The sequence below is a fragment of the Streptomyces sp. Je 1-79 genome (assembly GCF_025195125.1).
In the GTDB taxonomy this organism is placed as follows: domain Bacteria; phylum Actinomycetota; class Actinomycetes; order Streptomycetales; family Streptomycetaceae; genus Streptomyces.
In genome coordinates, this window is sequence record NZ_JAMGSL010000005.1 from 337,155 (window position 1) to 360,303 (window position 23,149).

A 23,149-nucleotide genomic window follows, 5' to 3' on the forward strand; every position below is an offset into this window, starting at 1 on the left:
CTACCCGGACCCGGACCGCGCAAACCGGCACACCGTCCGATCATGGGAGACTCGCCCCCATGAACGGCAAGGCGACCACGACCAAGACACGGCTGGACAGAGGGCGCGGCGCGCTCGGGCCCGCGCTGGAACTGGTGCACACGGGCCGTGCGCCGACCCGTGCCGTGCTCACCGCCGAACTGGGCGTCACCCGTGCCACCGCCGGCGCCGTCGCCGCCGAACTGGAAGCGCTCGGCCTGATCCGCGTCGACTCCAACCCGGGCGCCGCCGCCGGTTCCCAGGGCCGCCCCTCGCACCGGCTCGCCGTCGACGAGAAGGGCCCCGTCGCCCTCGCCGCCCAGGTCCACGCCGACGGATTCCGTGCCGCGCTCGTCGGTCTCGGCGGCACGATCGTCGCCACCGCGCCCGGCTGCGTCACCGTCTCCGCCGACCCCGCCCAGGTGCTCGGCGCCGTCGTCGACGCCGGAGCCGCCCTGCTCCACGAGAGCGGGCGCCGCTGTGTAGGAGCCGGCCTCGCCGCCCCCTCGGCCGTCGCCGAACCCGAGGGCACCGCCCTCAATCCGCTCCACCTCGCCTGGCCGGCCGGTGCGCCGGTACGGGAGATCTTCGCCGAACGCGTCAGGGCGGCCGGGATCCAAGGGCCCGCCTTCACCGGCAACGACGTCAACCTCGCCGCCCTCGCCGAGCACCGCCACGGCGCGGGCCGCGGCGCCAGGGACCTGCTGTGCGTGGCCACCGGCCACCGGGGCGTCGGCGGCGCCCTCGTCCTCGACGGGCGCCTGCACACCGGCAGTTCGGGTCTCGCCCTGGAGGTCGGGCACGTCACGGTCAACCCCGAGGGCCGGCCGTGCCACTGCGGCAGCCGCGGCTGCCTCGACGTCGAGACCGACCCGCTCGCCTTCCTCACCGTGGCGGGCCGCGACCCGGGGCCCGAGGTGTCGCTGCTCCAGCAGTCCCGCGACCTGCTCCGCACGAGCCCCGACGACCCCGGTGTGCGGGCCGCGACGGAGGAGCTGATCGACCGTCTGGGGCTCGGCCTCGCGGGCCTGGTGAACATCCTCAACCCGGACCGGATCATCCTCGGCGGTCTGCACCGCGAGCTGCTCGACGCCGACCCGGACCGCCTGCGCGCGGTCGTCGCCGACCGTAGCCTGTGGGGGCGCAGTGGCGGAGTGCCGATCCTCGCCTGCACCCTCGACCACAACAGCCTGGTGGGCGCGGCGGAACTGGCCTGGCAGCCGGTCCTGGACGACCCACTGGCCGCCCTGGGAAGGCAAGGGGCCTGACGTTCCGCCGGCCGCCCTGGGAAGGCAGGGGGTCTGACGTTCCGGCCGCCCTGGGTAGCTAGGCGTCTGACGTTCCGCCGGCCGCCCAGGGAAGACAAGACGTCTGACGTTCCGCCGGCCGCTCTGGGAAAGGCAGCGGCCTGACGTTCCCCTGTCCGCAAATTAGGTCGGCAGACGGGTCGGGACGAACTAACGTTCCGCCCCATGACTGATTCCGATCTTCCTCCCCGCCTCGGCAGCCTGACCTTCCACGGGCCGCTCTCCCGAGACCGCGCGACCCGCATGATCGAGCGCGTCGCCGACGCCTCGCCGGCCACCGTGCTCGACATCGGGTGCGGCTGGGGCGAGTTGCTGCTCCGCGTCCTGGAGGCCGTACCCGGGTCGACCGGTGTCGGCATCGACATCAACGCCGAGGACCTGGCCAGGGGCCGGGGCCTCGCGAAGGCGCGCGGTCTCGCCGAGCGCGTCACCTTCGTGGAGGAGTCGGCGCTCGGCACCACCCGCGGGCCCGTCGACGCGATCCTCTGCCTCGGCTCCAGCCAGGCCCTCTGCGACCCGGAGCAGCCCCACGACCCGGCCGCCGCCCTGCGCGAGCTGCGCCGCCTCGTACGGCCCGGCGGCCGGGTCGTCCTCGGTGAGGGGTTCTGGGAGCGCACCCCGACCGACCAGGAGCTCGCCGGGATGTGGCCCGGGGCGAAGACCGGCGACCACCTCCGCCTCGGGGCGCTCGTGGACCTCGCGATCGAGGCGGGCTTCCGGCCCGCGTGGATCGAGTCCGCGAGCCGCGAGGAGTGGGAGGAGTTCGAGTCCGGCTACCGTCACGAGACGGAGGTCTGGCTCGCCGCCCACCCCGACCACCCGCTCGCCGCCGAGACCCGGGACCGCGTCGACCGCCAGCGGTCGTCCTGGCTGAACGGCTACCGCGACGTCCTCGGTATCGCCTATCTGACCCTCGTGCCGGTCGGCTGACCCAGCGACGCCCGTTCCGGCGCGGACACGTGGAGCACCTGGAAACGATCGTCCGCTCCGGCCGGCGGCTCGGCCCCCTCCGCCCAGAGGGTGAAGAACAGCAGCTCCCAGTGGCGGGGGTCGATGGCGAGCGCGCTCGCCACCACGCCGTCCGTACGGGCCACGCGCGCGTGCCGGGCGAGCGCCTCCGCCACGGCCTCGGCCGGAGCCTCGGCGTCCCCGAGCCGGACCCTGCGACGCGTCGCGGTCCGCGGCACGGACCCGGACGCCGGGCCCTCCTCGTACGCGAGCCCCGTCCAGTGCTGCACCACCGGCCGTCCGAAGTCGTTCACGATCCCCTGGAAACCGGGGCCCCAGAGGAAGGAGTTCATGCCTTCCGGAGTCGCCCAGAGGTAGAACGGCGCGTACTGGTCGACCGGTGATCCGTCCTCGCGCTCCCGGATCAGATACGCCTTGAGGCCGAGCCCGGCGAAGTCGTCGAGCAGATGTCCCCTGGTCGCGACGCGCCTGCGGATGATCTCCATGTCGTAGTCGGCGGGAAGGGTGATCTCGTACTGCATCGCGTGCATCGGAAGTCTCCGGATTTCTCTGGCGCGTGCTCAGGAGGTACGGGAGGTACGGGGCGACAGCAGGGAGAGCAGGCCGCGGACGGCCGTGTCGAAGGCGGCGGGGGAGCCGGAGGCCCGGGCCAGCACATAGCCGCCCTGCACGGTCGCGACGATCGTGGCCGCCAGCTCGGCCGGATCCAGGGGGCCCGCCAACTCGCCGCTGTCCAGGCCTTCCTGGGCGATTCCGGCGAGCCGCCCGCGCAGCCAGTCCAGGGTCTCGTCGACCGGCGCGCGCAGTTCCTCGCTCGCCATGACGTCCGGGTCCATCGTCAGCCGGCCGACCGGGCAGCCGCGCAACACCGCTCGCTCGCGCAGCAGATACGCCTCCACGCGCGCGTACGCGGACCCGCCACCGTTCAACGCGCCCTCGGCCGTCGCCCGCATCTCCTCCGCGGTGCGGCGGATCGCGGCGAGCGCCAGATCCGGCTTCCCGGCGAAGTGGTGGTACATGCTTCCCTGCCCCGCCCCGGCGGCCTGCTGGATCGCCTTCGGGCTCGTCCCCACGTAGCCGCGCTCCCAGAGCAGCTCACGGGTGGCCTCGATCAGTCGCTCGGACGTCGTCATGCGGCGAGTGTACATACCAGTAGGTACAGAGGTCTACGCCCGGCAGAAGGCTCTGTACTCCCCACGTCGTACGCACGAAGCCGCTGGCCGTACGACGACCCGGGCCCCCTCCCGGGGCGAGGCTCAAGACATCGGCATACGCGACACATGCGCACGAGGAGCTGAGAGACATGAACACCCTCGCCCACGCGGGCCCCGGCCCGTGGGTCCTGTTCTTCCCCCTCGTCTGGGCGGCCGTGATCCTCACCGTGGTCACCGTGGTGCGCCGCACCGGATGGCGCGGCAGGCGCGGCCCCGGCCCGCGTCCCGGCCACGACGAGCAGTCGCCGATCGCGCTCCTCGGCCGCCGGTTCGCGGCCGGCGAGATCGACGAGGACGAGTACTGGCGCCGTCTGACCGTCCTGGAGGAGCAGTTCGGCCGCACCACAGGCCCCAAGGGGCGTACGTCATGACAGTCACCACCCCCGAGACCCTCCCGTCCACGGCCCGTACCGCCGCCCGGGTCGTGGACGCCGTCAAGGTCTACGGCGGCGGGGACACCGAAGTCAGGGCCCTGGACGGGGTGAGCGTCGACTTCCCGGCCGGCCGCTTCACCGCGATCATGGGCCCCTCGGGCTCCGGAAAATCCACCCTCATGCACTGCTCGGCCGGTCTCGACAGCCTCACCTCCGGCTCCGCGTTCATCGGCGACACCGACCTGTCCGCGCTCGACGACCGGCGGCTGACGCTGCTGCGCCGCGAGCGGATCGGGTTCGTCTTCCAGGCGTACAACCTGCTGCCCACCCTCACCGTCGCCGAGAACATCACCCTGCCTCTGGACCTCGCCGGCACCGTCCCGGACCAGGAGTGGCTGGACGCACTCATCGATACCGTCAAGCTGCGCGACCGGCTCCACCACCGGCCTGGTCAGCTCTCCGGCGGCCAGCAGCAACGCGTCGCCGTCGCCCGGGCCTTCGCCGGCACGCCCGACGTCGTCTTCGCCGACGAGCCGACCGGCAACCTCGACTCCCGCTCCGGCGAGGAGGTACTGCGGCTGCTCGGCCGCGCCGTCCGGCAGACCGGCCGTACGGTCGTCATGGTCACCCACGACCCGGTCGCCGCCGCCCACGCCGACGAGGTGGTCTTCCTCGCCGACGGACGGCTCGTCGACCGCATGGCGGCGCCGACCGCCGAACGCGTCCTGGACCGCATGAAGGCCTTCGACGGCAGGTCGCGGACCGAGGCGCCGTCATGAACGCCTCCCTGAAGCTCAGCCTCTCCGCGCTCCGCGCCCCCAAGCGGCGCGATGGCGCTGCCCTTCGCCGTCGGACTCGTCGTCTGCGTCGGCTCGGCCCTGCTGCCCGCCCTGAGGGCGGGGCGGACCGCGCCGCTCGCCGCGCTGCGCGAGACCGCCGTGGACGAGTCGGGCGCCTCGCGCGTACGGGCCCTGGCAGGCACCGGCCTGCTGCTCGCCGCCGTCGCCGCCGTTCTCACCGGCGTCCTCGCGGACCCGTCCCTGTGGCTCGCCTCCGCGGGAGCCGTGCTCGCGCTCGCCGCGTTCGTCGCCCTCGGCCCGGTGGCCGCCTCGAACGCCGTACGGATCCTCGGCGGGCCGCTGCGCGGGGTCAACCGGGGCCTCGCCCGGCGCAACGCCCTGCGCAGCCCCAGGCGGACCGCAGCGACCGCCACCGCGCTGATGATCGGCGTCGCCGTCGTCTCGCTCTTCACGGTCTTCGGCGCCTCGCTGAAGGCGACCATGGACCAGACGGTCTCCCGCTCGTTCGCCGGTGACGTGGCCGTCAGCACGCCGGCGTTCGGCGCCGGAGGCAGCGGGCTCAGTCCGCGGCTCGCCCCGGCGCTCGCGGCGCTGCCCGAGGTCGAGACGGCCGTCGGGCTCGGTCAGGGCGTGGCCGAGATCGACGGCGAGGGCCGGGCCCTGACCGTCACCGACCCGACCGCGCTCGCCCGCTCCTTCGACCTCGGGGAGGTACAGGGATCTCTGGACGGACTCGGCACGGACGGCATCGCCGTCGCCGACACCGAGGCGGACAAGTCCGGCCTCACGCCGGGCAGCACCACCGAACTGGCCTTCACCGACGGCAGCCGGCACACCTTCACCGTCAAGGCCGTCTACGAACAGTCCGAACTGGCCGGGGACTACGTCGTCACCCGCGAGGCCTGGGCCCCGCACCGCGCCCAGGACTCCCACACCCTCGTCGCCGTGAGCTTCGAGGACGGAGTCACGCCGGAGGCGGGCACGGCCGCCGTGAAGGACGTCGCCGCGACGTACGGCAACCCGGAGGTGCAGACGCGTGAGGAGTACGCCGAGTCGTCCGCCGGAGGCATCGACATGATGCTCACCCTCGTCTACGCGCTGCTCGCGTTCGCCGTCCTGATCGCCCTGCTCGGAATCGCCAACACGCTGACCCTCGCGGTCCACGAGCGCACCCGTGAACTCGGCCTGCTGCGCGCGGTCGGACAGACCAGGGCCCAGCTCAGGTCCATGGTCCGATGGGAGTCCGTCCTCGTCGCCGCCTTCGGCACCGTCGGCGGCCTCGCGCTCGGAGGCTTCCTCGGCTGGGTCCTCGTCAGGGCGTCGGACGGCGCGAGCGACAGCGCGTTCGCCTTCGCCGTCCCTCCGCTGCACCTTGCGATCGTCGCCCTGGTCGGCGTCGCCGCCGGCGCGGTGGCGGCCTGGCGCCCGGCGAGCAGGGCGGCCCGCCTGGACGTGCTGCGGGCGATCGCGACGGAGTGACCCCGCGACCGGTGCACACTGCATCGCCGGCGCGCCGCCCCGCAACGGCCCCGCAATCGCCCCGCAGCCGTCCGTCAGCCCGCGAGAGCCGAGGGGGCGACCGCCGGGGCGCGGGCCGGTTCCTGTGGCGTTCCGAAGGGGACGCCCTCCAGGCTCGTGCCGTGTGCGCCGCGGAAGCGGGTGTGGCCGACGAAGGGGCCGTCGGTGGTCGCGCCGTACACGGCGTGCGCGCGCGGCGGGACGGCCACCGCGGGCATGGGCGCCGGCAGGGTGAACCAGACGACCTTGCCGGCGTCGTGCGGACGGATGCCCCAGCTCTCGCTGACGGCCTCGATGATGGCCAGGCCGCGGCCCGAGGTGGCGAACTCCTCGAAGTCGTCGGGGACCGTGCGCGCCGAACGGCCGTCGACGGCCGGTATCCGCGGGTCGTGGTCGTGGACCGAGACGGTGAGGCGGTCGAGCAGCAGCTCGATCTCGACGGTGCACATCTTGTCCGGCTGTGCGTGCCGGTGAACATTGGTCAGGAGCTCGGTGACACCGAGCGCGGCATGGTCGATCAACGCATCGAGATGCCAGTAGCGCAGATGCGCCGATACGATTCTGCGGACCTGACCGATCCGCGACGGCAGGGCTTGGAGCTCCACCGTGCAGTGCCTGCTTGGCTCGCTGATCACGGCTGCGACTCCCCGAAGTTGAGGTCCGGAAGAAGACGAAGATTCGGATCTGACATGCGTACAGCAGGGCGGCGGGCTGGATCACAGCGTCACCGCCGGTGAACCCTCGGTGAGGTGGTTCCAGCGTGAACCAGCCGTGACCGGCCCGCAACTCGCGGAGACCTTCCGCAGGTCACCGTGGTCCTCGGTGCGTCATCGGTCCTTGGTGGCCCGCTTGAGGGCCGCAAGGAAGCCCCCGGGGCCCGAGGCCCGGTCGCGCGGTCCCCGGGCGGGGCCGTCCATGGTCAGCCGGTAGCGGGTCCCGTTCATGGTCGCGACGGTCTCGTCGGGCTTGGCGAACCAGGGCCGCCCGGCGCGCACCGAGGCCACGGGGGCGCTGTCGATCTCGCTGCCGTAACTCGTCAGCAGGGACAGCCGGCCGTCCTCGATCCGGACCTCGCCCGCCCGCGTCAACGAGCGCGGCCAGCGCTCGATCCGTACGCCTGTGGCCGTGAACTCCGGCTCCGCCGTCCCGGGCTCCGCCGCCTCGAGATCCGCCATGTCGCTCCGCCCCCTTCGCGCCGGTTGTTCCCTCCAGTGTGCCGGGCGGGCCGCGAGCGCACCAGAGGCCCTTGCTGCAAGGGACTCCTATGGACCCCCAAAGCGAACGTTTGTGCAGGTCGGGGAGTTATCGTCGGCAGTGGGGGACCTGCTGCGCCGGACGAGGAGAAGGACGCATGAGCACCACGGAGAACACGGCGCGAGCCGCGGTCGCGACCGTCGACGTCGACCACAGCGACCCGGCGTACCGCGCCTGGCTGAAGGAGGCGGTCCGCAAGGTGCAGGCCGATGCCAATCGCTCCGCCGACACCCACCTGCTGCGGTTCCCGCTCCCCGAGTCGTGGGGCATCGACCTGTACCTGAAGGACGAGTCGACCCACCCCACCGGCAGCCTCAAGCACCGCCTCGCCCGCTCCCTCTTCCTCTACGGCCTGTGCAACGGATGGATCCGGCCCGGCAAGCCCGTCATCGAGGCCTCCAGCGGCTCGACGGCCGTCTCGGAGGCGTACTTCGCCAAGCTGATCGGGGTGCCGTTCATCGCCGTGATGCCTCGCACGACGAGCGCGGAGAAGTGCCGTCTGATCGAGTTCCACGGCGGGCGGTGCCACTTCGTCGACGACTCCCGCACGATGTACGAGGAGTCCGCGGCCCTCGCCGAGCGCACCGGTGGCCACTACATGGACCAGTTCACCTACGCCGAGCGGGCCACCGACTGGCGGGGCAACAACAACATCGCCGAGTCGATGTACCAGCAGCTGAGGCTGGAGCGTTACCCCGAGCCGGCGTGGATCGTCGCGACCGCGGGAACCGGCGGCACGTCCGCGACCATCGCCCGCTACGTGCACTACATGCAGCACGACACCCGGATCTGCGTCGCCGACCCGGAGAACTCCTGTTTCTTCGACGGCTGGACCAAGAACGACCCCGACGCCACCTCCGACTGCGGCTCGCGCATCGAGGGCATCGGCCGGCCGCGGATGGAGCCCAGCTTCGTACCCGGCGCCATCGACCGCATGATGAAGGTCCCGGACGCGGCGAGCGTGGCCGCCGTCCGTGCCCTGGAGGGCGCGATCGGCCGCAAGGCGGGCGGTTCCACCGGCACGGGCCTGTGGAGCGCGCTGAAGATCGTCGCCGAGATGGTCGAACAGGGCCGCACCGGCAGCGTCGTGACCCTGATCTGCGACCCGGGCGACCGCTACCTGGACAAGTACTACTCCGACGCCTGGCTCGCCGAACAGGGCCTCGACGTCGCGCCCTACGCCGCCGCTATCGACCGGTTCCTGGCGACGGGTGTCTGGCCGGAGTGAGCCGCCGGTCCAGTCGGCGCATCGCGTCCCGGAAGGACTTGCCCACACCCGGGCGGGCCAGGCGCATCGCGAACAGGCACGGGGCGGCGCCGTCGACCGCCATCGTCCAGCGGACCCTGGTCCCCGAGCCGGCGGGGGAGAGGGACCAGTCCTCCACCATGGCGCCGATGCCGGGGGCGTTGGTCTCGTCGATGCGGTAGGCGTAGCGGGTGCCCGGGTCGTGGGCGAGGATCGTCTCCTGGAACGCGACCCCGCCCCGCAGCCGGACCGCTCGGCCCGTGCCGCCGCCGGTCGGCGTCGCGGAGGCGACCGCGGTGAACCAGGTGGGCATGGAGCCCAGTTCCACCGCTATCGAGCGGAACACGGCCGAGGGCGGCGCCGCGAGTTCGGCCGTGAACACCAGCCGGACGGGCGCCGAATCGGCGAAGTCGAGTTCCACGAGCCTGAGTCGGCGAGCCATGGCCGGTCCCTCCCGAGGCGCTGATCCGAGGCCCGCCACCATAGCTGACGCGCCGTCAGCTGCCCAGTGGTCTGTGTCGGCAGCCGCCCAGCGGTCCGTGTCGTCAGCCGCCCAGGAGTACGCGCCGTCAGCCGCCCAGGAGTCCGTCCAGAGCCCGCCCGAACACCCTCCGCCCCGCCAGGGCCAGTACGGGATCGAGCGCGGCGGGAACCCCCCGTACGCGCAGCTCCTCCTCCCACACCGCGAGGGCGCCGCCACCAGGGCTCTCGTGCACTTCGATCACCGCCCGGCCGAGCACCACGCGCCCCCGCTTCTCCAGCCGGTACCTGCCCGGCCGCCCCGGTGCGGGGGGCTCCCAGGACACGACCTCCATCGGGTCGTCGAACGAGAGCCGCCCGATCCCGGTGCGGGCCACGAACAGGGTCCCCACCCCCGTGGGCCCGGGGGAGAGCACCCGGGTCCGGGTGAGCGGAACCAGGCGGCCGTGCGCGGCGAAGTCGGTGAGCCGCCGCCAGGCCTCCTCCACCGGGAGCGCCGAACGGCGCTCGACGCGGAAGACGCTCACCTCTCGTCGCCCGCCGCTACCCCGTCCCCGTCCTCGCCCGCCACCACGAGGTCCGGCAGGTGTTCCGCCATCTCCTCGCGGGCCCGCGGGGACAGGCCCGCGTCCGTCACCAGCGTTCCCACCTCGTCGAGCCGCGCGAACGAACTCAGCCCCACCGTCCCCCACTTCGTGTGGTCCGCGACCACCACCACCCGGCGGGCCGAGCGCATCAGGCGCCGGTTCGTCTCCGCCTCCGCGAGGTTCGGCGTCGAGAGCCCGGCCTCCACCGAGATTCCGTGCACCCCCAGGAACAGCACATCGAAGTGGAGCGAACCGATCGCCTGGTCGGCCACCGGCCCCACCAGCGCGTCCGAAGGGGTCCGCACCCCGCCCGTGAGCACCACGGTGGCCGCGCCCGGCCGTGCCTCGCCCGCCGCGCCTGCCTGCTGAGCGGTGTGGAAGACGTCGGCGACCCGGACCGAGTTGGTCACCACGGTCAGATCCGGTACGTCGAGGAGATGCCCGGCCAGTGCGAACGTCGTCGTACCACCCGACAGCGCGATCGCCGAACCCGGCGCCACCAGCCGCGCCGCCGTCCGGGCGATCTCCTCCTTCGCGCCCAGCTCGAGCGCGGACTTGGCCTCGAACCCGGGCTCGTGGGAACTCGTCTCGACCAACGGCACCGCGCCGCCGTGCACCTTCTCGACGACGCCCTGGCGCGCCAGCGCGTCCAGGTCCCGGCGGATCGTCATGTCCGAGACGTTGAGCCGCCGCGTCAGCTCGTTGACCCGTACACCGCCACGCCGCCGCACCTCGTCCAGAATGAGGGCGCGCCGCTGCTCCGCGAGGAGATTCTGATGGTCACTCACCACAGGGGCCGGTCCTTCCGAAGGGAACTGGGGGATGGAGGGCGGATTCCGTGAGAGCCCGTGCACCGGCGCACGGCCTCCGCGATCCTGGTTGTCTGCCGTCGAATCCTCCCACCCAGAGAGTGAGACACCGAAGTGTCCCCTGCCACACCCGCCCCGAAGAGCGGCGGCGCGGCGCTCGAACTCCTCGTCCACGGCGTCGGCGGAGCCACCCCCCAGGACATGCTCGGCGACCCGCGTACGGTTCGGGTCACCGGCGACGCGACGGCCGCGGTGCACCGGCGCACCGACGACGCCGACGCGGAGGAGTACCCCGAGCGCTACGCCGAACGGGCCGTTCCGGAGGCGTACGTCTGGTCCAATCTCACCTCCGGCAACGGCGCCCGGGCCCTGTGGCTGCTGCTCCTGCCCTTCATGGTCGTCAACCTCGCCCACTGGATGCGCCCGCCCGCCAAGGGGCACCCGCGTCTGCTCCGGTCGTACGGGATGCTGGTGCGGCTCGTCGCCCTCACGCTCACGGTGCTGCTCACCGCCGCCGCCTGCGAGGTCGCGCTCGACCTGACGGCCTGGCAGTGCGCGGGCTCGGCCGTCTGCGCGGAGGACCGCTCGTGGCTCGGCTTCCTCTCGGCCGAGCGCGGCGGATGGTGGTCCCAGCCGGGCCGCAGGCTCGCCCTCGCCGCGGTGATCCCGACGGTGCTGGTCGGTCTGCTCTGGTACCTCTCCAATCGGACGTGGAGCGCGTACGAGGCCCAGCGCCCGCCCACCGGCTACGACGAGGTCGCGGCCACGGACCCGGCCGACACCCCGGCCGACACCCCTGACAACGCCGACGCCGACGCCGACGCCGACGCCGACGCCGACGCCGACGCCGACGCCGACGCCGACGACGCCGACGCCGACGACGTGAGCGACTCCGACACCGGCCCGGCCCCCGAGGTCCGCCCCGCCCTGGGCCGTCCCGGCTTCTGGTTCGGCCGGCGACTCGTCGCCCGGCTGCGCGCCGCGCACACGGCCGCCGGCTTCCTGACCGTCGCCGCCGCCGTCACCGGTGCCGCCGCACGCCACGACCGCGAGGCCTCCGGCGTCCTGCTCGACGTCCTCGCCCGGTCCCTCCAGACGGCCTACGTGGTCCTCGCCGTCGTCGTCCTCTGGGTCGTCTGCCGCCGCGGCCGCAGCGAGAAGCGCCTCGACATGCAGCTCGAACGCGTCCTGGTCTCCTGGCTCCCCTGCACCTCGCTGCTGCTGCTCGCCCTCGCCGTCCTGCACGCCGGCTGGTCCCGCCCCGGCTGGCGCTCCGCCGGCACGCTGCCGGGCGACGCCACCTTCGGCGTCCTGACGCTCGCCCAGGGCGGTCTCGTCGTGGCGCTCGGCGTGGTCGCGGTCCTCCTCCACCGCCCCGGCTCCGACCCGCGCACCGCCCTTCACGGCCTCGGCGGCCCCGCGGTCGCCATGCTCGCGTGCGCGCTCGGCGGCGTCATGTCCGGCGGAGTTGCCCAGCGCGTCGCCGACTGGCTGGACGGCCCGCCGACACCCGGAATGGGGGCGGGCTCGACCGTCGCCCCGCCCGTGCTGCTCAGCTGGCAGGCGTCCGTCATCCCCGTCCTGCTCCTGCTGCTGCTCGCCCCCGCCGTCTACCTGGTCCTACGCACCGCCCGCGCCGCCCGCCGCCTGGGACCCGTCGTCGAGGCCGACTACGGTACGGACGACCCGGACCCGGTCCGTACGAAACGCATCGCCGCCACCCGCGCCACCGCGTCCCTCACCGACCAGGCCCCCGCCCTCGTCGGCACCGTGTCCGGAGCCACCCTGCTGCTCGGCGCCGGTTCCGTGGCCGGTGCCTGGGCCAGCGGCAACGTGCCGGGCCGGGCCTTCGACGGCGCTCACCCCGCCCTCGCCTCAGGGGCCGCCACCGCCCAGGCCCTCGGCTCCTGGATGATCGGCTTCGGCTTCCTGCTCTTCGTCACCTGGGGCCGCCGCGCCTACAAGGACGCGTCCGCGCGCCGCACGATCGGCATCCTCTGGGACGTCGGCACCTTCTGGCCGCGCGCCGCGCACCCCTTCGCCCCGCCCTGCTACGCCGAACGGGCCGTCCCCGACCTCACCTGGCGCATGAGCTCCTGGACCCGGCACACCGGAGGCCGGCTCGTCATCTCCGGCCATTCCCAGGGCAGTGTGCTCGCCGCGGCCGCCGTCTGGCAGCTGCCGCCCGCCACCCGACGGCGCGTCGCGCTGCTGACCTACGGCTCCCCGCTGGAGCGGCTCTACGGGCGCTGGTTCCCCGCGTACTTCGGCCCCGGACAGCTGCGCGCCCTGTACGGAACGATCCACTGCTGGAGCAACCTCTACCGCGCCACCGACCCCATAGGCGGGCCGGTGCGGGTGCCCGCCGCAGGGGAGAAGCCGGCCGTCGACGGCGCCGCGCTGCTCGACCCGGTCGTCTACGGCAGGACCCCCGCGCACCCGCTGCCCGAACCGATCCTGGGCCATTCCGACTACCAGGCCGACCCGGCTTTCGCCGCCGAACGGTCCGTACTCCTGGACCGGTTGCCGTGCGCCGTGCCGCGCCAGCGCGCCGACGCGCCCGCGGGTCAGGGGAGTTCGGGAAGGTCCTCCGGATAGAGCAGCGTCAGGTCGTCCGTGCTCGCGTCGGCGAGCGCGGCGACCCGGCCGGCATGCCGCTCCACCATCGACTCGAACGTCTGCCGGGCCGTGCGGCCGTTGCCGAACGCGGGCCCCTTGGGCAGCTCGGTGAAGTACTTCCGCAGCGCCTCGTCCGTGCCGGGGGCGAGCCGGTACTCATGGTCGTCCGACTGCTGCTCCACGATCCGCAGCAGCTCGTCCGGTACGTAGTCGCTGAAGGTGATGGTCCGTGAGAACCGGGACGCCACACCGGGGTTGACCGTCAGGAAGCGTTCCATCTCCGCCGTGTAACCGGCGACGATCACCACCACCGCGTCCCGGTGGTCCTCCATCAGCTTCACCAGCGTGTCGATGGCCTCACGGCCGAAATCACGCCCCGAGTCCTCCGGCGACAGCGCGTACGCCTCGTCGACGAACAGGACTCCGCCACGGGCCCGGTCGAAGGCCTCCTGTGTCCGGATCGCGGTCGAGCCGATGTGCTCGCCGACCAGGTCGACACGGGAGACCTCGACCAGATGGCCGCGTTCCAGGACTCCGAGCGAGGCGAGGATCTCGCCGTACAGCCGGGCCACCGTCGTCTTACCCGTGCCCGGATTTCCGGTGAAGACCAGATGGCGGCGGACCGACGCCGCCTTGAGGCCCGCCTCCTGCCGGCGGCGGCCGACCTCGATCATGTTGGTGAGCGTCCGCACCTCGTGCTTGACGCTCTCCAGGCCCACCAGCGCGTCCAGTTCGCCGAGCACGTCCTGGGAGGAGCGCTCGGTGACCGGCGGAGCGGGCTCGGCCGCGGGCGGCGGGGCGACGGAGGCGCGTGGCGGGGGAACGGTACCGAGCAGACCCCCCGACTGCGTCACCGTCAGTACGGTGCCGGTGTCGGCGGGAAGGCTGCGCACCCCGCTCTCGTCGCTCGTGCAGTCCTCCGCGACCGGCCCGTCCTCCGGGAACTCGTACCCCCCGCGCGCGCACCGCTCCGTACGGCACTTGCGCAGGCTGGTGCGGCAGCCGTCCATCACATGGAAGCCGTAGCCGCCGCTCCCGGTCACCCGGCAGCCGTGGAAGGAGCCCCGCCCCTCCGCGGACACGTAGAACCCGGCCTCGGCGGGCGAGGTGACCGTGCACCGCTCGATCGTCGGGTCCGCGCCCTTGGTGACGATCACCCCGGTCTGTACGGCGTCGATCGTGCAGCCGCCGAGCGTCCCGCCGCTGCCGTGGTCCCGGAACCAGGCGCCGGTGGAGGCCTCCCGGATCCGGCAGTCGTCGAGCTGCGCGGTCGCCCCGTCGCTGACCGACACCGCCGTGTTCCGCACCTGCGACAGATCGCTGTCGACGACGTCCACGCGCGAGCCGCGGTCGAGCACGAAGAGGGCGTCCGGCACGTCGTGGACCCGGCAGGCGTCGAGGACCGCGGTGGCGCCGTCGCTGATCCAGACCGCCGGATAGTCGCCCGTACTGTCGTGGATCTCGCACTGGTTGGCGTCCACGCGCGTGCCCGGATCCCACACCGAGAGCCCGTTGCGGCCGAAGCGGCGGACGGTCGAGCGGGTCAGCGTCAGCACCGAGCGGGAGCGCAGGTCGACCGCGTTCTCGGGGATGTCGTGGATGTCGCAGTCGGAGAGGGTGAGGACCGCGTCCGTGTCGAGCGTGATGCCGTCGGCCGAGGTGCGGTGCACCGAGGAGTCGACGAGATGCGCGGTGGCGCGGGCCGCGATCTGGAGACCGGTGCCCTTGATCTCGTACACCTCGCAGCCGATGCCCTCGAGCCCGCTGCCCTCGCCGGTGACGGCGATCCCCGCGCCGGACGCGTGGTGGATCCGGCAGCGCTCCAGGCGCGGATGGCCGCCGCCGCGCACCGAGACCCCGGACTGGCCGGCGGCGACGATCTCGCACTCCTCGAACACCCCGCCCGCGCCGTCGAGTACGGCGATGCCGACGCCCGCCGGATTGTCGACGGTGCAGCGGCGGACGGTGGGGCGGGCGGCGCCGCGCACTTCGAGGCCGGCGGCCGACCGGGTCACGATCCGCAGGTCGAGCAGCTCGGGGGTGCCGTCCTCGACGAGCAGGGCGGGCGCGGCCGAGTCCTGGCCCTCCACATGCAGATCCTGCACGGTCGCGGAAGCGCGCACGGTCAGCGGTACGCCGTCCACGGGCGCGATCCGGACCGAGCCGATCCCGCCCTCGGGGCCGCGCAGGGTGACGGCCCGTTCGATGACGAGGTTCTCCCGGTACGTGCCGGGCGCGACGGTGAGGACGTCGCCGTCCCCCGCCGCCTCCAGGGCCGCGGCGAGGGAGGCGTACTCGCCCGTGCGGCGCCGCCACCGCGATGTGCCGGTGTGCGTCACCTGGACCGTGCCCTGTGCCATGGGTGTGCTCTGCCCCCGCCTCATGCATGCGTCGCTGCTGATCCGATGCCCCACCGTAGCGCGCGCGAAGGCGCCGGGTTGACGGGTCAGCTGCCCGCGCCCGTACGGCCCCAGTCGGGACCGGCCTTGGCCCACGCGCGGTCGAGTCGCTGGTACCGCCGGTGTACGAGCCGACGTACGACAAGCCGCCTCGCCGCCACCACGAACACCGCGACCAGGACCGCCGAGAGGATCCCGACGACGACCGCGTGCGCCTGCGCGGTCTCCGGCCGCATCGGGGCCGCCACCGGTCGCCCGTCGCGGTCGGTCCACAGCCGGAAGGTGTCGCCCGGATCGGACAGCTCCCGCCGGGTGGCCACCGTGCCCGTACGGGATGTGCCGTCGGGGGTCGTCCAGGTCGCCACGACGGAGCGACGGGCCGGCTGGTCGCCCGGGGACTCGGGGTTCCGCAGGCCGGAGGCGGGGGCGTCGGCGAGCCGGACCACCCGGGCCGTCGTGGGCAGCCGCTGGAGGCTCTGCGCCTGGACCGCGCGCTGGAGGGAGGCGTCGGTCCGGGCGCCGGCGATCCAGCCGGCCGCGGGGACGGCGAGCACGAGCAGGACGACCGCGAGGAGCGTGGCCCATGCCTCGATCAGGTCGGTGGTCCGGCGCAGGGGGTTGTGCCGCCAGCGCCAGACTCCGGTGGCTGCGCGCACGCCACACCCCCTCGTCGTCCTGGTCCTCCCAACGAGTCTGCCCCGGGGGCGGGTTCCCCGCCCGCCGGCACGGGAAGTGTGACGCGATCGAGCGGGTTTCCGAGGGCGGTTCCCCGCGCGCTCCGCCCTCAGTCGAGGATCTTGACCTCGTCGCCGACGCGGATCGTGCCGGGGTGCTCCGGGACCAGATTCTGGCCGAAGATCAGCTTGTTGCCGTCCCTGCGGTGGGTGGCGAGCGTGCGCAGCGGCTCCTTGCCGCGCTCGCCGGTGAACTGGTCGACGGTGGTCACGACGCAGCGGCCACAGGGCTTGGCCACCCGGAACATGACCTCGCCGATGGCGAGCCGGGTCCAGCCGTCCTCGGCCCAGGGCGCGGTCCCCTCGACGACGACGTTCGGCCGGAAACGGTTCATGGGCAGCGGGCCCTCGCCGGGGTGATTCCCCTGGGCGATCAGTGAGTTGAGGGCGTCCAGGGAGGAGGTGGTGGTGGCCAGGAGCGGATAGCCGTCCGCGAAGCTCACCGTCTCGCCCGGCAGGGCGTGGGCGGGATCGATCGGACGACGGCGGGCAGGGTCGTCCATGTGGACGAGCCGGGACTCCGTCTCCAGGAACGCGCTGAACCACGCGTCGGCGGCCGGCCCGGCCGGGACCGCGTCCACCGGGGTGTCGAAGACCTCCACCCGGATCGTGGACGACGGCCGCGGCACCTCGATCGAGAGCGCGGGGTGGCCGGACGCGGACACGCGGATGCCACCGCCCGGCAGTGCCTCGGCCGCGGCCGCCGCCATCCGCGGATGACGGCGTTGGGTCACGACCTTGCCCGAGGCGTCCACCACGGCCCAGCGGCGGTCACCGGCCAGTCCCCATGGCTGGACCTCCGCCTCGGCGAGCGCGTACCCGCGCAGCGCCTTGACCGGGTGGACGTGGACGGAGCGCAGGCGAGGAGTGGACATGTCGCCAATCCTGCCAGCCGCTCCGCTCACCCGTCCGTCAGTAGCCCTGGCCCTGGTAGGGGCGGTTGTAGGGGTCCTGGTACTGAACGGGCGCCGGGGCGGGTCGTGCGGCGGGGCGCATCGCCTCGTACCCCGTGGCCGCGGGACGCTGCGGCTGCTGGGGTCCGGGGTAGCCGCGCGGTGCGGCGGGCTGCTGCGGGATGTACGGCGCCGGGGCGTGCTGCAGCGGCACGGGGGCCATCTGCTGCGCCGGCTGGGGGTAGCCGTACGAACCGCCGCCGTAGGAGGGGCTGGGTGCCGCCGGGAGGGCGGGCAGCGCCGCGGGCAACGCCGGCAGATAGCTGTTGCCGGTGTCGTACGCGGCAGGCACTCGGATCGGGGCGATCTGAGGCGTGCCCCGCTCCGCGACCAGGGAGTCGTAGATCGGGGTGTCGGGGAACGACGGCGCGGTGTAGTAACCGCCTCCGTAGGTGGAGCGGGGGGAGGTCATGGCCATAAGTTAAGCCCACGATGTGCTGGTTGGGGAGCCCGATAAGAGGGTTGTTTGACGGGTTCTGAGTGACTGTCGATCCACAATGCGAGCGAACGTGACAAAAACGGTCGCGCCGAGAAGCCCCGAGAGGGCGTCGATCTTGAAAAGGCGAGCTGGGGAGGGGTTACCCACGGGTCGCCCCGACGCGGTCGCGGTGCCCGGCATTAGGTTGACGTAAAGAAATCTTGATACGCGGAAACCGGGGTGGGGTGAGCATGTCCATGCTTAAAGGGGCCAATGTTCCGGTGTCGGCACGCACTGTGCGCGTGGAATTGGGGTGGCGTTCAGGGGATGGGGTCCCGGATGTGGACGCCTCGGCGCTACTCCTTGTGTCGGGGAATGTGCGCTCCGACGCCGACTTCGTTTTCTACAACCAGCCCGTGCACGCCTCGGGGGCGGTGCGGCACGAGGGCAAGACCTTCCCGGAAGGCTCCGACGGCGTCGCCGTATCCGGGGGACCCGTCACCGACGTCCTCGTCGTGGACCTGGAAGGCGTGGAGCCGGAGGTCGAGCGGATCGTCCTCGCCGCCTCCGCCGACGGCGGCGACTTCGGGCACGTGCCGGGGCTCTTCGTACGGGTGACGGACGCGGACGGCGGGGCGGAGCTGGCCCGTTACGACAGCGCGGACGCGACCGTCGAGACCGCGTTCGTCCTCGGCGACCTCTACCGCCGGGACGGCGGCTGGAAGTTCCGGGCGGTGGGGCAGGGATACGACTCCGGTCTCGCGGGGCTCGCCACGGACTACGGCATCTCGGTCGAGGAGCCGGAGGCCGCCGGGCCGGCCGTCGCGCCGCCCGTGACCGCCGAGCCGGTCGCCGCCACGACGGTGGCCCAGACACCGACGGCCGGGGCCCCGCCGGCGCCCGCCGCCGCGGCGCAGCCCGTACGTCTCACCAAAGTCACCCTCACGAAGGAATCCCCCACGGTCTCCCCCACCAAGGGCGCCGGCACGTCCGGCGGCGTGATGCGGGTCCACCTCAACTGGGAGATGCGCGCGGAGAAGGAGGACGACACCCGCACGAGGCGCTGGGGCCTCGGCCGCCGCCGCGCCGCCGGGCCCCAGGCTGGCGGCGGCCTCGACCTGGACCTGTGCGTCCTCTACGAGTTGGCCGACGGCCGCAAGGGCGTGGTCCAGGCACTTGAGGGCTTCGGCTCGCTGACCGAGCCCCCGTACGTCCAGCTCGACGCGGACGACCGCACCGGCGCCCGCGCCGAGGGGGAGAACCTCACCATCAACCTCGATCGCAAGGACGAGTTCCGCCGGCTCCTCGTCTTCGTGGTCATCTACGCGGGCGCGAGCGACTTCGCCGGCCTGAACGCGACCGTGACCCTCACGCCACAGGCGGGCGCCCCCATCGAGTTCTCCCTGGACGAGTGCACCGTGCCGGCGCGGACGTGCGCGCTCGCGCTCATCACCAACGAGGGCGGCGACCTGGTCGTGCGGCGCGAGGCCCGGTTCCTGGTGCACCGGCCCGGGATCTCCATGCAGCAGACCGCCGACGAGACCTACGGCTGGGGCCTCACCTGGACCCCCGCCGTCAAGTGAGTCACCGGTCGGGCGCCGCCTCGGGCCGGGCATAGGTACGCCCCTTCCAGGCGGCGCCCCGGCCCCGGTAGTGCTGCACCGCCGAATCCACCGTCATGAAGAGGTAGAGCAGCGCGGTGAGGGGAAGCGTGGGTGCGAGCCAGAGGGGCTGCCGGTAGTAGCGGAGCATCGGGAGGTACGTCCCCGCCATCACCGCCCACGCCAGCCCGCCCGCCCAGCCCGCGACCGTGTCGCCGCCGAGGAGCCCGGCCGCCACGGCGACCGGGGGAGCCAGATAGACCACGGCGAGCCCGGCGACCGTCCCGGCCAGCAGGAGCGGGTTGTGCCGCAGCTGCGCGTACGCGCTGCGCGAGATCATCCGCCACAGATCGGCGAGGTGCGGGTACGGGCGGACCGAGTCCACCCGCTCGGCGAGCCCCAGCCAGATCCGTCCGCCCGACCGCCGTACCGCCCGGGCGAGCGACACGTCGTCGATCACGGCCTGGCGGATCGACTCCGGCACCCGCGCGCGCTCGGCCGTCTCCGTGCGCAGGAGCACACAGCCCCCGGCCGCGGCCGTCGCCCGCGGACGGGGGCGGTTGATCCAGCGAAAGGGATAGAGCTGGGCGAAGAAGTAGACGAAGGCGGGCACGACCAGCCGCTCCCAGACGCTTGCCACCCGCAGCCTGGCCATCTGGGACACCAGGTCCAGATCGTGGGCGAGCGCCGCTTCCACCAGTCGGCGCAGACTGTCCGGCTCATGGGCGATGTCCGCGTCCGTCAGAAGCAGGAACTCCGGCCCGCGGGCCGAGCTGCGCGGATCCGAGGTGCACGCGTCCGAGCCCTCCATGTCCGAGATGCGCGGATCCGAGGTGCACGCGTCCGAGCCACGCGCGCGTGCGAGGGCGATGCCGTGGCGCAGCGCCCACAGCTTGCCCGTCCAGCCCGGCTCGGGCTCGCCCGGCGAGGTGACCGTCAGCGGCAGCCCGCCGTACCGCAGGGCCAGCTCCTCGGCCAGCTTCCCGGTGCCGTCCGTACTGCCGTCGTCGACGAGCAGGATCTCCGCCTCGCCCGGATAGTCCTGGACGAGCAGCGACGGCAGGCTCCGCGGCAGGACCTCGGCCTCGTCCCGCGCCGGTACGACGACGGCGACCCGCGGCCAGGTATCCGGCTCCACGCGCGCGTGGCCGGACGGCAGGCGCTGATCGGTACGCCAGAAGAACCCCTGACCCAGCAGCAGCCACCCCCAGGCGGCCAGCGAACCCATGGCGATCCAGGCAATGGCGCTCATTCGTCGCAGTCTGCCCCAGATCGGCGGCCGCGCAAGGGTGGTCGGCTAGGGTGACCGGGTGAAGATCGCGCTCATGGACTCCGGAATCGGCCTGCTCCCGGCAGCGGCCGCGGTTCGCCGACTGCGGCCGGACGCGGATCTGGTCCTCTCCAGCGACCCCGACGGCATGCCCTGGGGCCCGCGCACTCCCGAGGACCTCACCGGGCGCGCCCTGGCCGTCGCCCGGGCCGCCGCGGCGCTGGAGCCCGACGCGCTGATCGTGGGCTGCAACACCGCCACCGTGCACGCCCTGCCCGCGCTGCGGGCCGCGCTGGAGCCCCGTATCCCGGTCATCGGCACCGTACCGGCGATCAAGCCCGCCGCCTCGGGCGGCGGCAAGGTCGCCATCTGGGCGACCCCGGCCACCACCGGGAGCCCGTACCAGCGCGGGCTGATCCGCGACTTCGCCGACGGCGCCGAGGTCACCGAGGTGCCCTGCCCCGGTCTCGCCGACGCGGTGGAGCACGGGGACGCCGACGCGGTGCAGCGGGCCGTGGAGGCCGCCGCCCGGCTCACCCCGCGCGACGTCCGGGCCCTGGTCCTCGGCTGCACGCACTACGAACTCGTCGCCGAACGGATCCGCGCGGCCGTGCAGTCGGCCGACCTGCCGCCGGTGATTCTCCACGGCTCCGCCGGGGCGGTCGCCGCACAGGCGATGCGCCGCATCGGCGCCGAGCCCGCGCCCGCGGCGGCCCCGTCCGGCAGCCTGACCGTGATCCTCAGCGGCCGGACCGGAGAGCTGCCGGCCGCCGCTCTGAGGTACGCCGAAGGGCGGCTCCTCCGGGCAGCGGCAGCCGCACGCTGACGGTCCCCGGGACGGCGCCGAGGAGGCGCCGCGCGAGCGGAACGTGAGTAGGCTGCAACGCATGAGGGACGATTCCCGACATCCACGGCATCTCCACCAACGTCGGCCCCTGGACATGTACGCCCCGGTGCCCAAGGTGTGGATCGGCCGTGCCACCAACCGCATGCAGTGGGTCGCGGCCGTCGCCGGCGCGGCCTGCATGGCTCTCGGCATCACCATCGCGGTCGAATCGCCTTGGACCTCCGGCGTCACCGCGCTGCTGATGGCCGTGATCGGCTGTGTGGCGGCGGGCCTGCTGGTGCTCTTCGGCACGCTCGCCTTCGTCCATGTCGAGGTGAAGGTGGACGACGAGGCCATGGAGGTCCGCTGCGGACACATCGGCGTACCGCGCCGCCGCATCCTTCTCGCCCATGTGGTCGACGCCGACTACATCCCGAGGGTCACCCCCCACGAGTGGGGCGGCTGGGGCTACCGCTGGCGCCCCGACAAGGGCAAGGCCGTCATCGTCCGCCGGGGCGAGGCCCTCGTCCTGCGGCTGGACGACGGCCGTACGTTCACGGTCACGGTCGACGACGCCGAGTTCGGCGTACGGGTCATCCGTGAACGCCTCCAGCCGGTGACCCCGCCCGAGCCGACGAGCGCCTGAGCCTCATCGGATGCGCCCGCACGGTGACGGGCCGGCCCTTCGTGCCGCCGGAGCGGCGCGGGCGAGCCGTTCAGTCCGCCGGTGCCGGGGCGGCGCGGGCCGTCGCCAGACCCGCGAGCAGACCGGCTCCCGCCGTCACGGGTGTGAAGCTCAGCGCGTTGCCGACCGCGGCCAGGGCGGCCAGCGCCGTCAGAGTGGCCCCCACCGTGAGGGCGACCGGCGTCGCCCGGGGCGAGGAGCCCAGACCCCACAGCAGCCAGCCGTAGGCGGCGCCCAGCAGCACGACCCCCGGCACCCCTTGCTCCGCGGCCTGCTGGAACACCGCCGAATGGGGCTTTCCGTCCGCGGAGAAGGTCTCACGGGCCGTCGGGCTCAGCGCGCCGAACCGGTCGGGACCGACCCCGAGGACGGGGTTCTCCTTCGCGAGCGCGACCGCGTCCTGCCACAACAGCACCCGGTGCCGGGTCAGCTGGCCCTCCAGCGACACGGTGAGCCCCTCGGGCAGCCGCTCCTCCGCCACCGCCCACGACGCGCCCACGGCCAGCCCCGCCGCCAGGGCGAGCCCCACGAGCCCGAGGAGCCGGCGCCGCATCCGTACGGCGGCGAGCGAACAGAGCAGCACACCCGTCGACGCCACGAAGCCGACGACCGAGCCCAGCGCCAGCGCCGCTCCCGCCACCGCCAGGGCGAGTGCCCGCAGAGCCAGCCGGCCGGAGCTCGTACCCGCGGCGGACGCGGCGCAGCAGGCCGCGCCGGCGGCGAGGACGAGCAGCGCGACGGCCGCTCCCGTATGGCCGGTCGGTACGGCGCCGGCATGCGTGGCGCCCGGGACCCCTGGCGCGGAGGCCAGCGCGAGGCCGAGCGCGGCGAGGGAGGCCACGGCCGCGGCGGACACCGGGAGCAGCGTGCCGGAGATCCGGCCGCAGGCGTAGCCGGCGGTGAGTGCGAGGACGGCGAGGATCACCCCCTCGGGGCGCCCGTCCCGCCCGGTGGCGCTGACGAGCGACCAGACCACACAGGCGCCGAGGATCAGTACCCCGGCCACGTCCGCCGCCCGGCCGCGCTCGCGCACGACGGCCCCCTGAGCCGCAGATGCAGCCATTCCCG

Annotated in this window: 22 protein-coding genes and 1 pseudogene; 10 read left to right on the top strand and 13 right to left on the bottom strand. The window is 73.5% G+C overall.

Annotated features, from left to right (window positions below; translation table 11 throughout):
- Nucleotides 1-59 precede the first annotated feature (59 nt).
- Nucleotides 60-1,286 (top strand): ROK family protein, encoded by a 1,227-nt coding sequence (locus M5362_RS12045; protein WP_260227446.1) that lies wholly within the window; start codon nucleotides 60-62, stop codon nucleotides 1,284-1,286.
- 204 nt (nucleotides 1,287-1,490) lie between these two features.
- The gene (locus M5362_RS12050; protein ID WP_260227447.1) at nucleotides 1,491-2,255 is read left to right on the top strand and encodes a cyclopropane-fatty-acyl-phospholipid synthase family protein; all 765 of its coding nucleotides are present in this window, start codon (nucleotides 1,491-1,493) and stop codon (nucleotides 2,253-2,255) included.
- Here the strand turns inward: M5362_RS12050 and M5362_RS12055 are convergent.
- Both M5362_RS12055 and M5362_RS12060 read right to left on the bottom strand, forming a co-directional pair.
- The gene (locus tag M5362_RS12055; RefSeq protein ID WP_260227448.1) at nucleotides 2,228-2,824 is read right to left on the bottom strand and encodes a DUF4865 family protein; all 597 of its coding nucleotides are present in this window, start codon (nucleotides 2,822-2,824) and stop codon (nucleotides 2,228-2,230) included. The two genes, M5362_RS12050 and M5362_RS12055, sit on opposite strands and share 28 nt — an antisense overlap.
- A gap of 30 nt (nucleotides 2,825-2,854) precedes the next feature.
- Entirely contained in the window at nucleotides 2,855-3,427 is a 573-nt protein-coding gene (locus M5362_RS12060) for a TetR/AcrR family transcriptional regulator (protein WP_260227449.1), read from the bottom strand.
- 170 nt (nucleotides 3,428-3,597) lie between these two features.
- Here M5362_RS12060 and M5362_RS12065 point away from each other — a divergent pair, with 170 nt between their 5' ends.
- The 3 genes and pseudogenes from M5362_RS12065 to M5362_RS12075 all read left to right on the top strand — a co-directional run.
- A complete protein-coding gene (locus M5362_RS12065) occupies nucleotides 3,598-3,879 on the top strand; it encodes an SHOCT domain-containing protein (RefSeq protein ID WP_260227450.1) in 282 nt (93 codons plus the stop codon).
- Nucleotides 3,876-4,661 carry an ABC transporter ATP-binding protein gene (locus tag M5362_RS12070; protein WP_260227451.1) on the top strand — a complete coding sequence of 262 codons (786 nt, stop codon included), beginning with the start codon at nucleotides 3,876-3,878 and terminating at the stop codon, nucleotides 4,659-4,661. Before M5362_RS12065 ends, M5362_RS12070 begins: the two co-directional genes overlap by 4 nt.
- Nucleotides 4,662-4,709: 48 nt before the next feature.
- A pseudogene (locus tag M5362_RS12075) lies at nucleotides 4,710-6,161 on the top strand (FtsX-like permease family protein); the annotation flags it as partial.
- Between the two features lie 74 nt (nucleotides 6,162-6,235).
- Here M5362_RS12075 and M5362_RS12080 read toward each other — a convergent pair.
- Nucleotides 6,236-6,835 carry an ATP-binding protein gene (locus M5362_RS12080; RefSeq protein ID WP_260227452.1) on the bottom strand — a complete coding sequence of 200 codons (600 nt, stop codon included), beginning with the start codon at nucleotides 6,833-6,835 and terminating at the stop codon, nucleotides 6,236-6,238.
- A 192-nt stretch (nucleotides 6,836-7,027) separates the two neighbouring features.
- On the bottom strand, nucleotides 7,028-7,375 hold the full coding sequence (locus M5362_RS12085) for a hypothetical protein (protein ID WP_260227453.1): 348 nt from the start codon (nucleotides 7,373-7,375) through the stop codon (nucleotides 7,028-7,030).
- 176 nt (nucleotides 7,376-7,551) lie between these two features.
- On the opposite strand from M5362_RS12085, the gene M5362_RS12090 reads away from it, so the two are divergent.
- On the top strand, nucleotides 7,552-8,682 hold the full coding sequence (locus tag M5362_RS12090; protein WP_260227454.1) for a PLP-dependent cysteine synthase family protein: 1,131 nt from the start codon (nucleotides 7,552-7,554) through the stop codon (nucleotides 8,680-8,682).
- Here M5362_RS12090 and M5362_RS12095 read toward each other — a convergent pair.
- The 3 genes from M5362_RS12095 to M5362_RS12105 form a co-directional block, all read right to left on the bottom strand.
- A complete protein-coding gene (locus M5362_RS12095) occupies nucleotides 8,642-9,142 on the bottom strand; it encodes an SRPBCC family protein (protein WP_260227455.1) in 501 nt (166 codons plus the stop codon). The two genes, M5362_RS12090 and M5362_RS12095, sit on opposite strands and share 41 nt — an antisense overlap.
- Nucleotides 9,143-9,269: 127 nt before the next feature.
- Complete coding sequence (locus tag M5362_RS12100; protein ID WP_260227456.1) at nucleotides 9,270-9,707, bottom strand: SRPBCC family protein; 438 nt, start codon at nucleotides 9,705-9,707, stop codon at nucleotides 9,270-9,272.
- Nucleotides 9,704-10,555, bottom strand: coding sequence for a DeoR/GlpR family DNA-binding transcription regulator (locus M5362_RS12105; protein ID WP_260227457.1), 852 nt, complete (start codon nucleotides 10,553-10,555; stop codon nucleotides 9,704-9,706). Before M5362_RS12105 ends, M5362_RS12100 begins: the two co-directional genes overlap by 4 nt.
- Before the next feature lie 135 nt (nucleotides 10,556-10,690).
- Here M5362_RS12105 and M5362_RS12110 point away from each other — a divergent pair, with 135 nt between their 5' ends.
- Nucleotides 10,691-13,174, top strand: a complete 2,484-nt coding sequence (locus tag M5362_RS12110) for a hypothetical protein (protein ID WP_260227458.1) — start codon at nucleotides 10,691-10,693, stop codon at nucleotides 13,172-13,174.
- On the opposite strand, the gene M5362_RS12115 is transcribed toward M5362_RS12110, so the two are convergent.
- From M5362_RS12115 to M5362_RS12130, 4 genes are all read right to left on the bottom strand, one after another.
- Nucleotides 13,144-15,555, bottom strand: coding sequence for a right-handed parallel beta-helix repeat-containing protein (locus M5362_RS12115; protein ID WP_260227459.1), 2,412 nt, complete (start codon nucleotides 15,553-15,555; stop codon nucleotides 13,144-13,146). The two genes, M5362_RS12110 and M5362_RS12115, sit on opposite strands and share 31 nt — an antisense overlap.
- A gap of 86 nt (nucleotides 15,556-15,641) precedes the next feature.
- On the bottom strand, nucleotides 15,642-16,250 hold the full coding sequence (locus M5362_RS12120; protein ID WP_260227460.1) for a hypothetical protein: 609 nt from the start codon (nucleotides 16,248-16,250) through the stop codon (nucleotides 15,642-15,644).
- A 128-nt stretch (nucleotides 16,251-16,378) separates the two neighbouring features.
- Nucleotides 16,379-17,203 (bottom strand): MOSC domain-containing protein, encoded by an 825-nt coding sequence (locus M5362_RS12125; RefSeq protein ID WP_260227461.1) that lies wholly within the window; start codon nucleotides 17,201-17,203, stop codon nucleotides 16,379-16,381.
- Nucleotides 17,204-17,240: 37 nt separating this feature from the next.
- The gene (locus M5362_RS12130) at nucleotides 17,241-17,693 is read right to left on the bottom strand and encodes a DUF6643 family protein (RefSeq protein WP_260227462.1); all 453 of its coding nucleotides are present in this window, start codon (nucleotides 17,691-17,693) and stop codon (nucleotides 17,241-17,243) included.
- 263 nt (nucleotides 17,694-17,956) lie between these two features.
- Between M5362_RS12130 and M5362_RS12135 the strand changes: the two genes are divergently transcribed.
- Nucleotides 17,957-19,282 (top strand): TerD family protein, encoded by a 1,326-nt coding sequence (locus tag M5362_RS12135; RefSeq protein WP_374214455.1) that lies wholly within the window; start codon nucleotides 17,957-17,959, stop codon nucleotides 19,280-19,282.
- Nucleotide 19,283: 1 nt separating this feature from the next.
- Here the strand turns inward: M5362_RS12135 and M5362_RS12140 are convergent, their stop codons facing one another.
- The gene (locus M5362_RS12140; RefSeq protein WP_260227464.1) at nucleotides 19,284-20,552 is read right to left on the bottom strand and encodes a glycosyltransferase; all 1,269 of its coding nucleotides are present in this window, start codon (nucleotides 20,550-20,552) and stop codon (nucleotides 19,284-19,286) included.
- 58 nt (nucleotides 20,553-20,610) lie between these two features.
- Between M5362_RS12140 and M5362_RS12145 the strand changes: the two genes are divergently transcribed.
- Together M5362_RS12145 and M5362_RS12150 are read left to right on the top strand one after the other, a co-directional pair.
- Nucleotides 20,611-21,396 (top strand): glutamate racemase, encoded by a 786-nt coding sequence (locus tag M5362_RS12145; protein WP_260227465.1) that lies wholly within the window; start codon nucleotides 20,611-20,613, stop codon nucleotides 21,394-21,396.
- A 115-nt stretch (nucleotides 21,397-21,511) separates the two neighbouring features.
- Nucleotides 21,512-22,042: a hypothetical protein gene (locus M5362_RS12150; RefSeq protein ID WP_260227638.1), complete on the top strand. Its 531-nt coding sequence runs from the start codon at nucleotides 21,512-21,514 to the stop codon at nucleotides 22,040-22,042.
- Between the two features lie 70 nt (nucleotides 22,043-22,112).
- On the opposite strand, the gene M5362_RS12155 is transcribed toward M5362_RS12150, so the two are convergent.
- On the bottom strand, nucleotides 22,113-23,144 hold the full coding sequence (locus M5362_RS12155; protein WP_260227466.1) for an O-antigen ligase: 1,032 nt from the start codon (nucleotides 23,142-23,144) through the stop codon (nucleotides 22,113-22,115).
- Nucleotides 23,145-23,149: the final 5 nt, after the last annotated feature.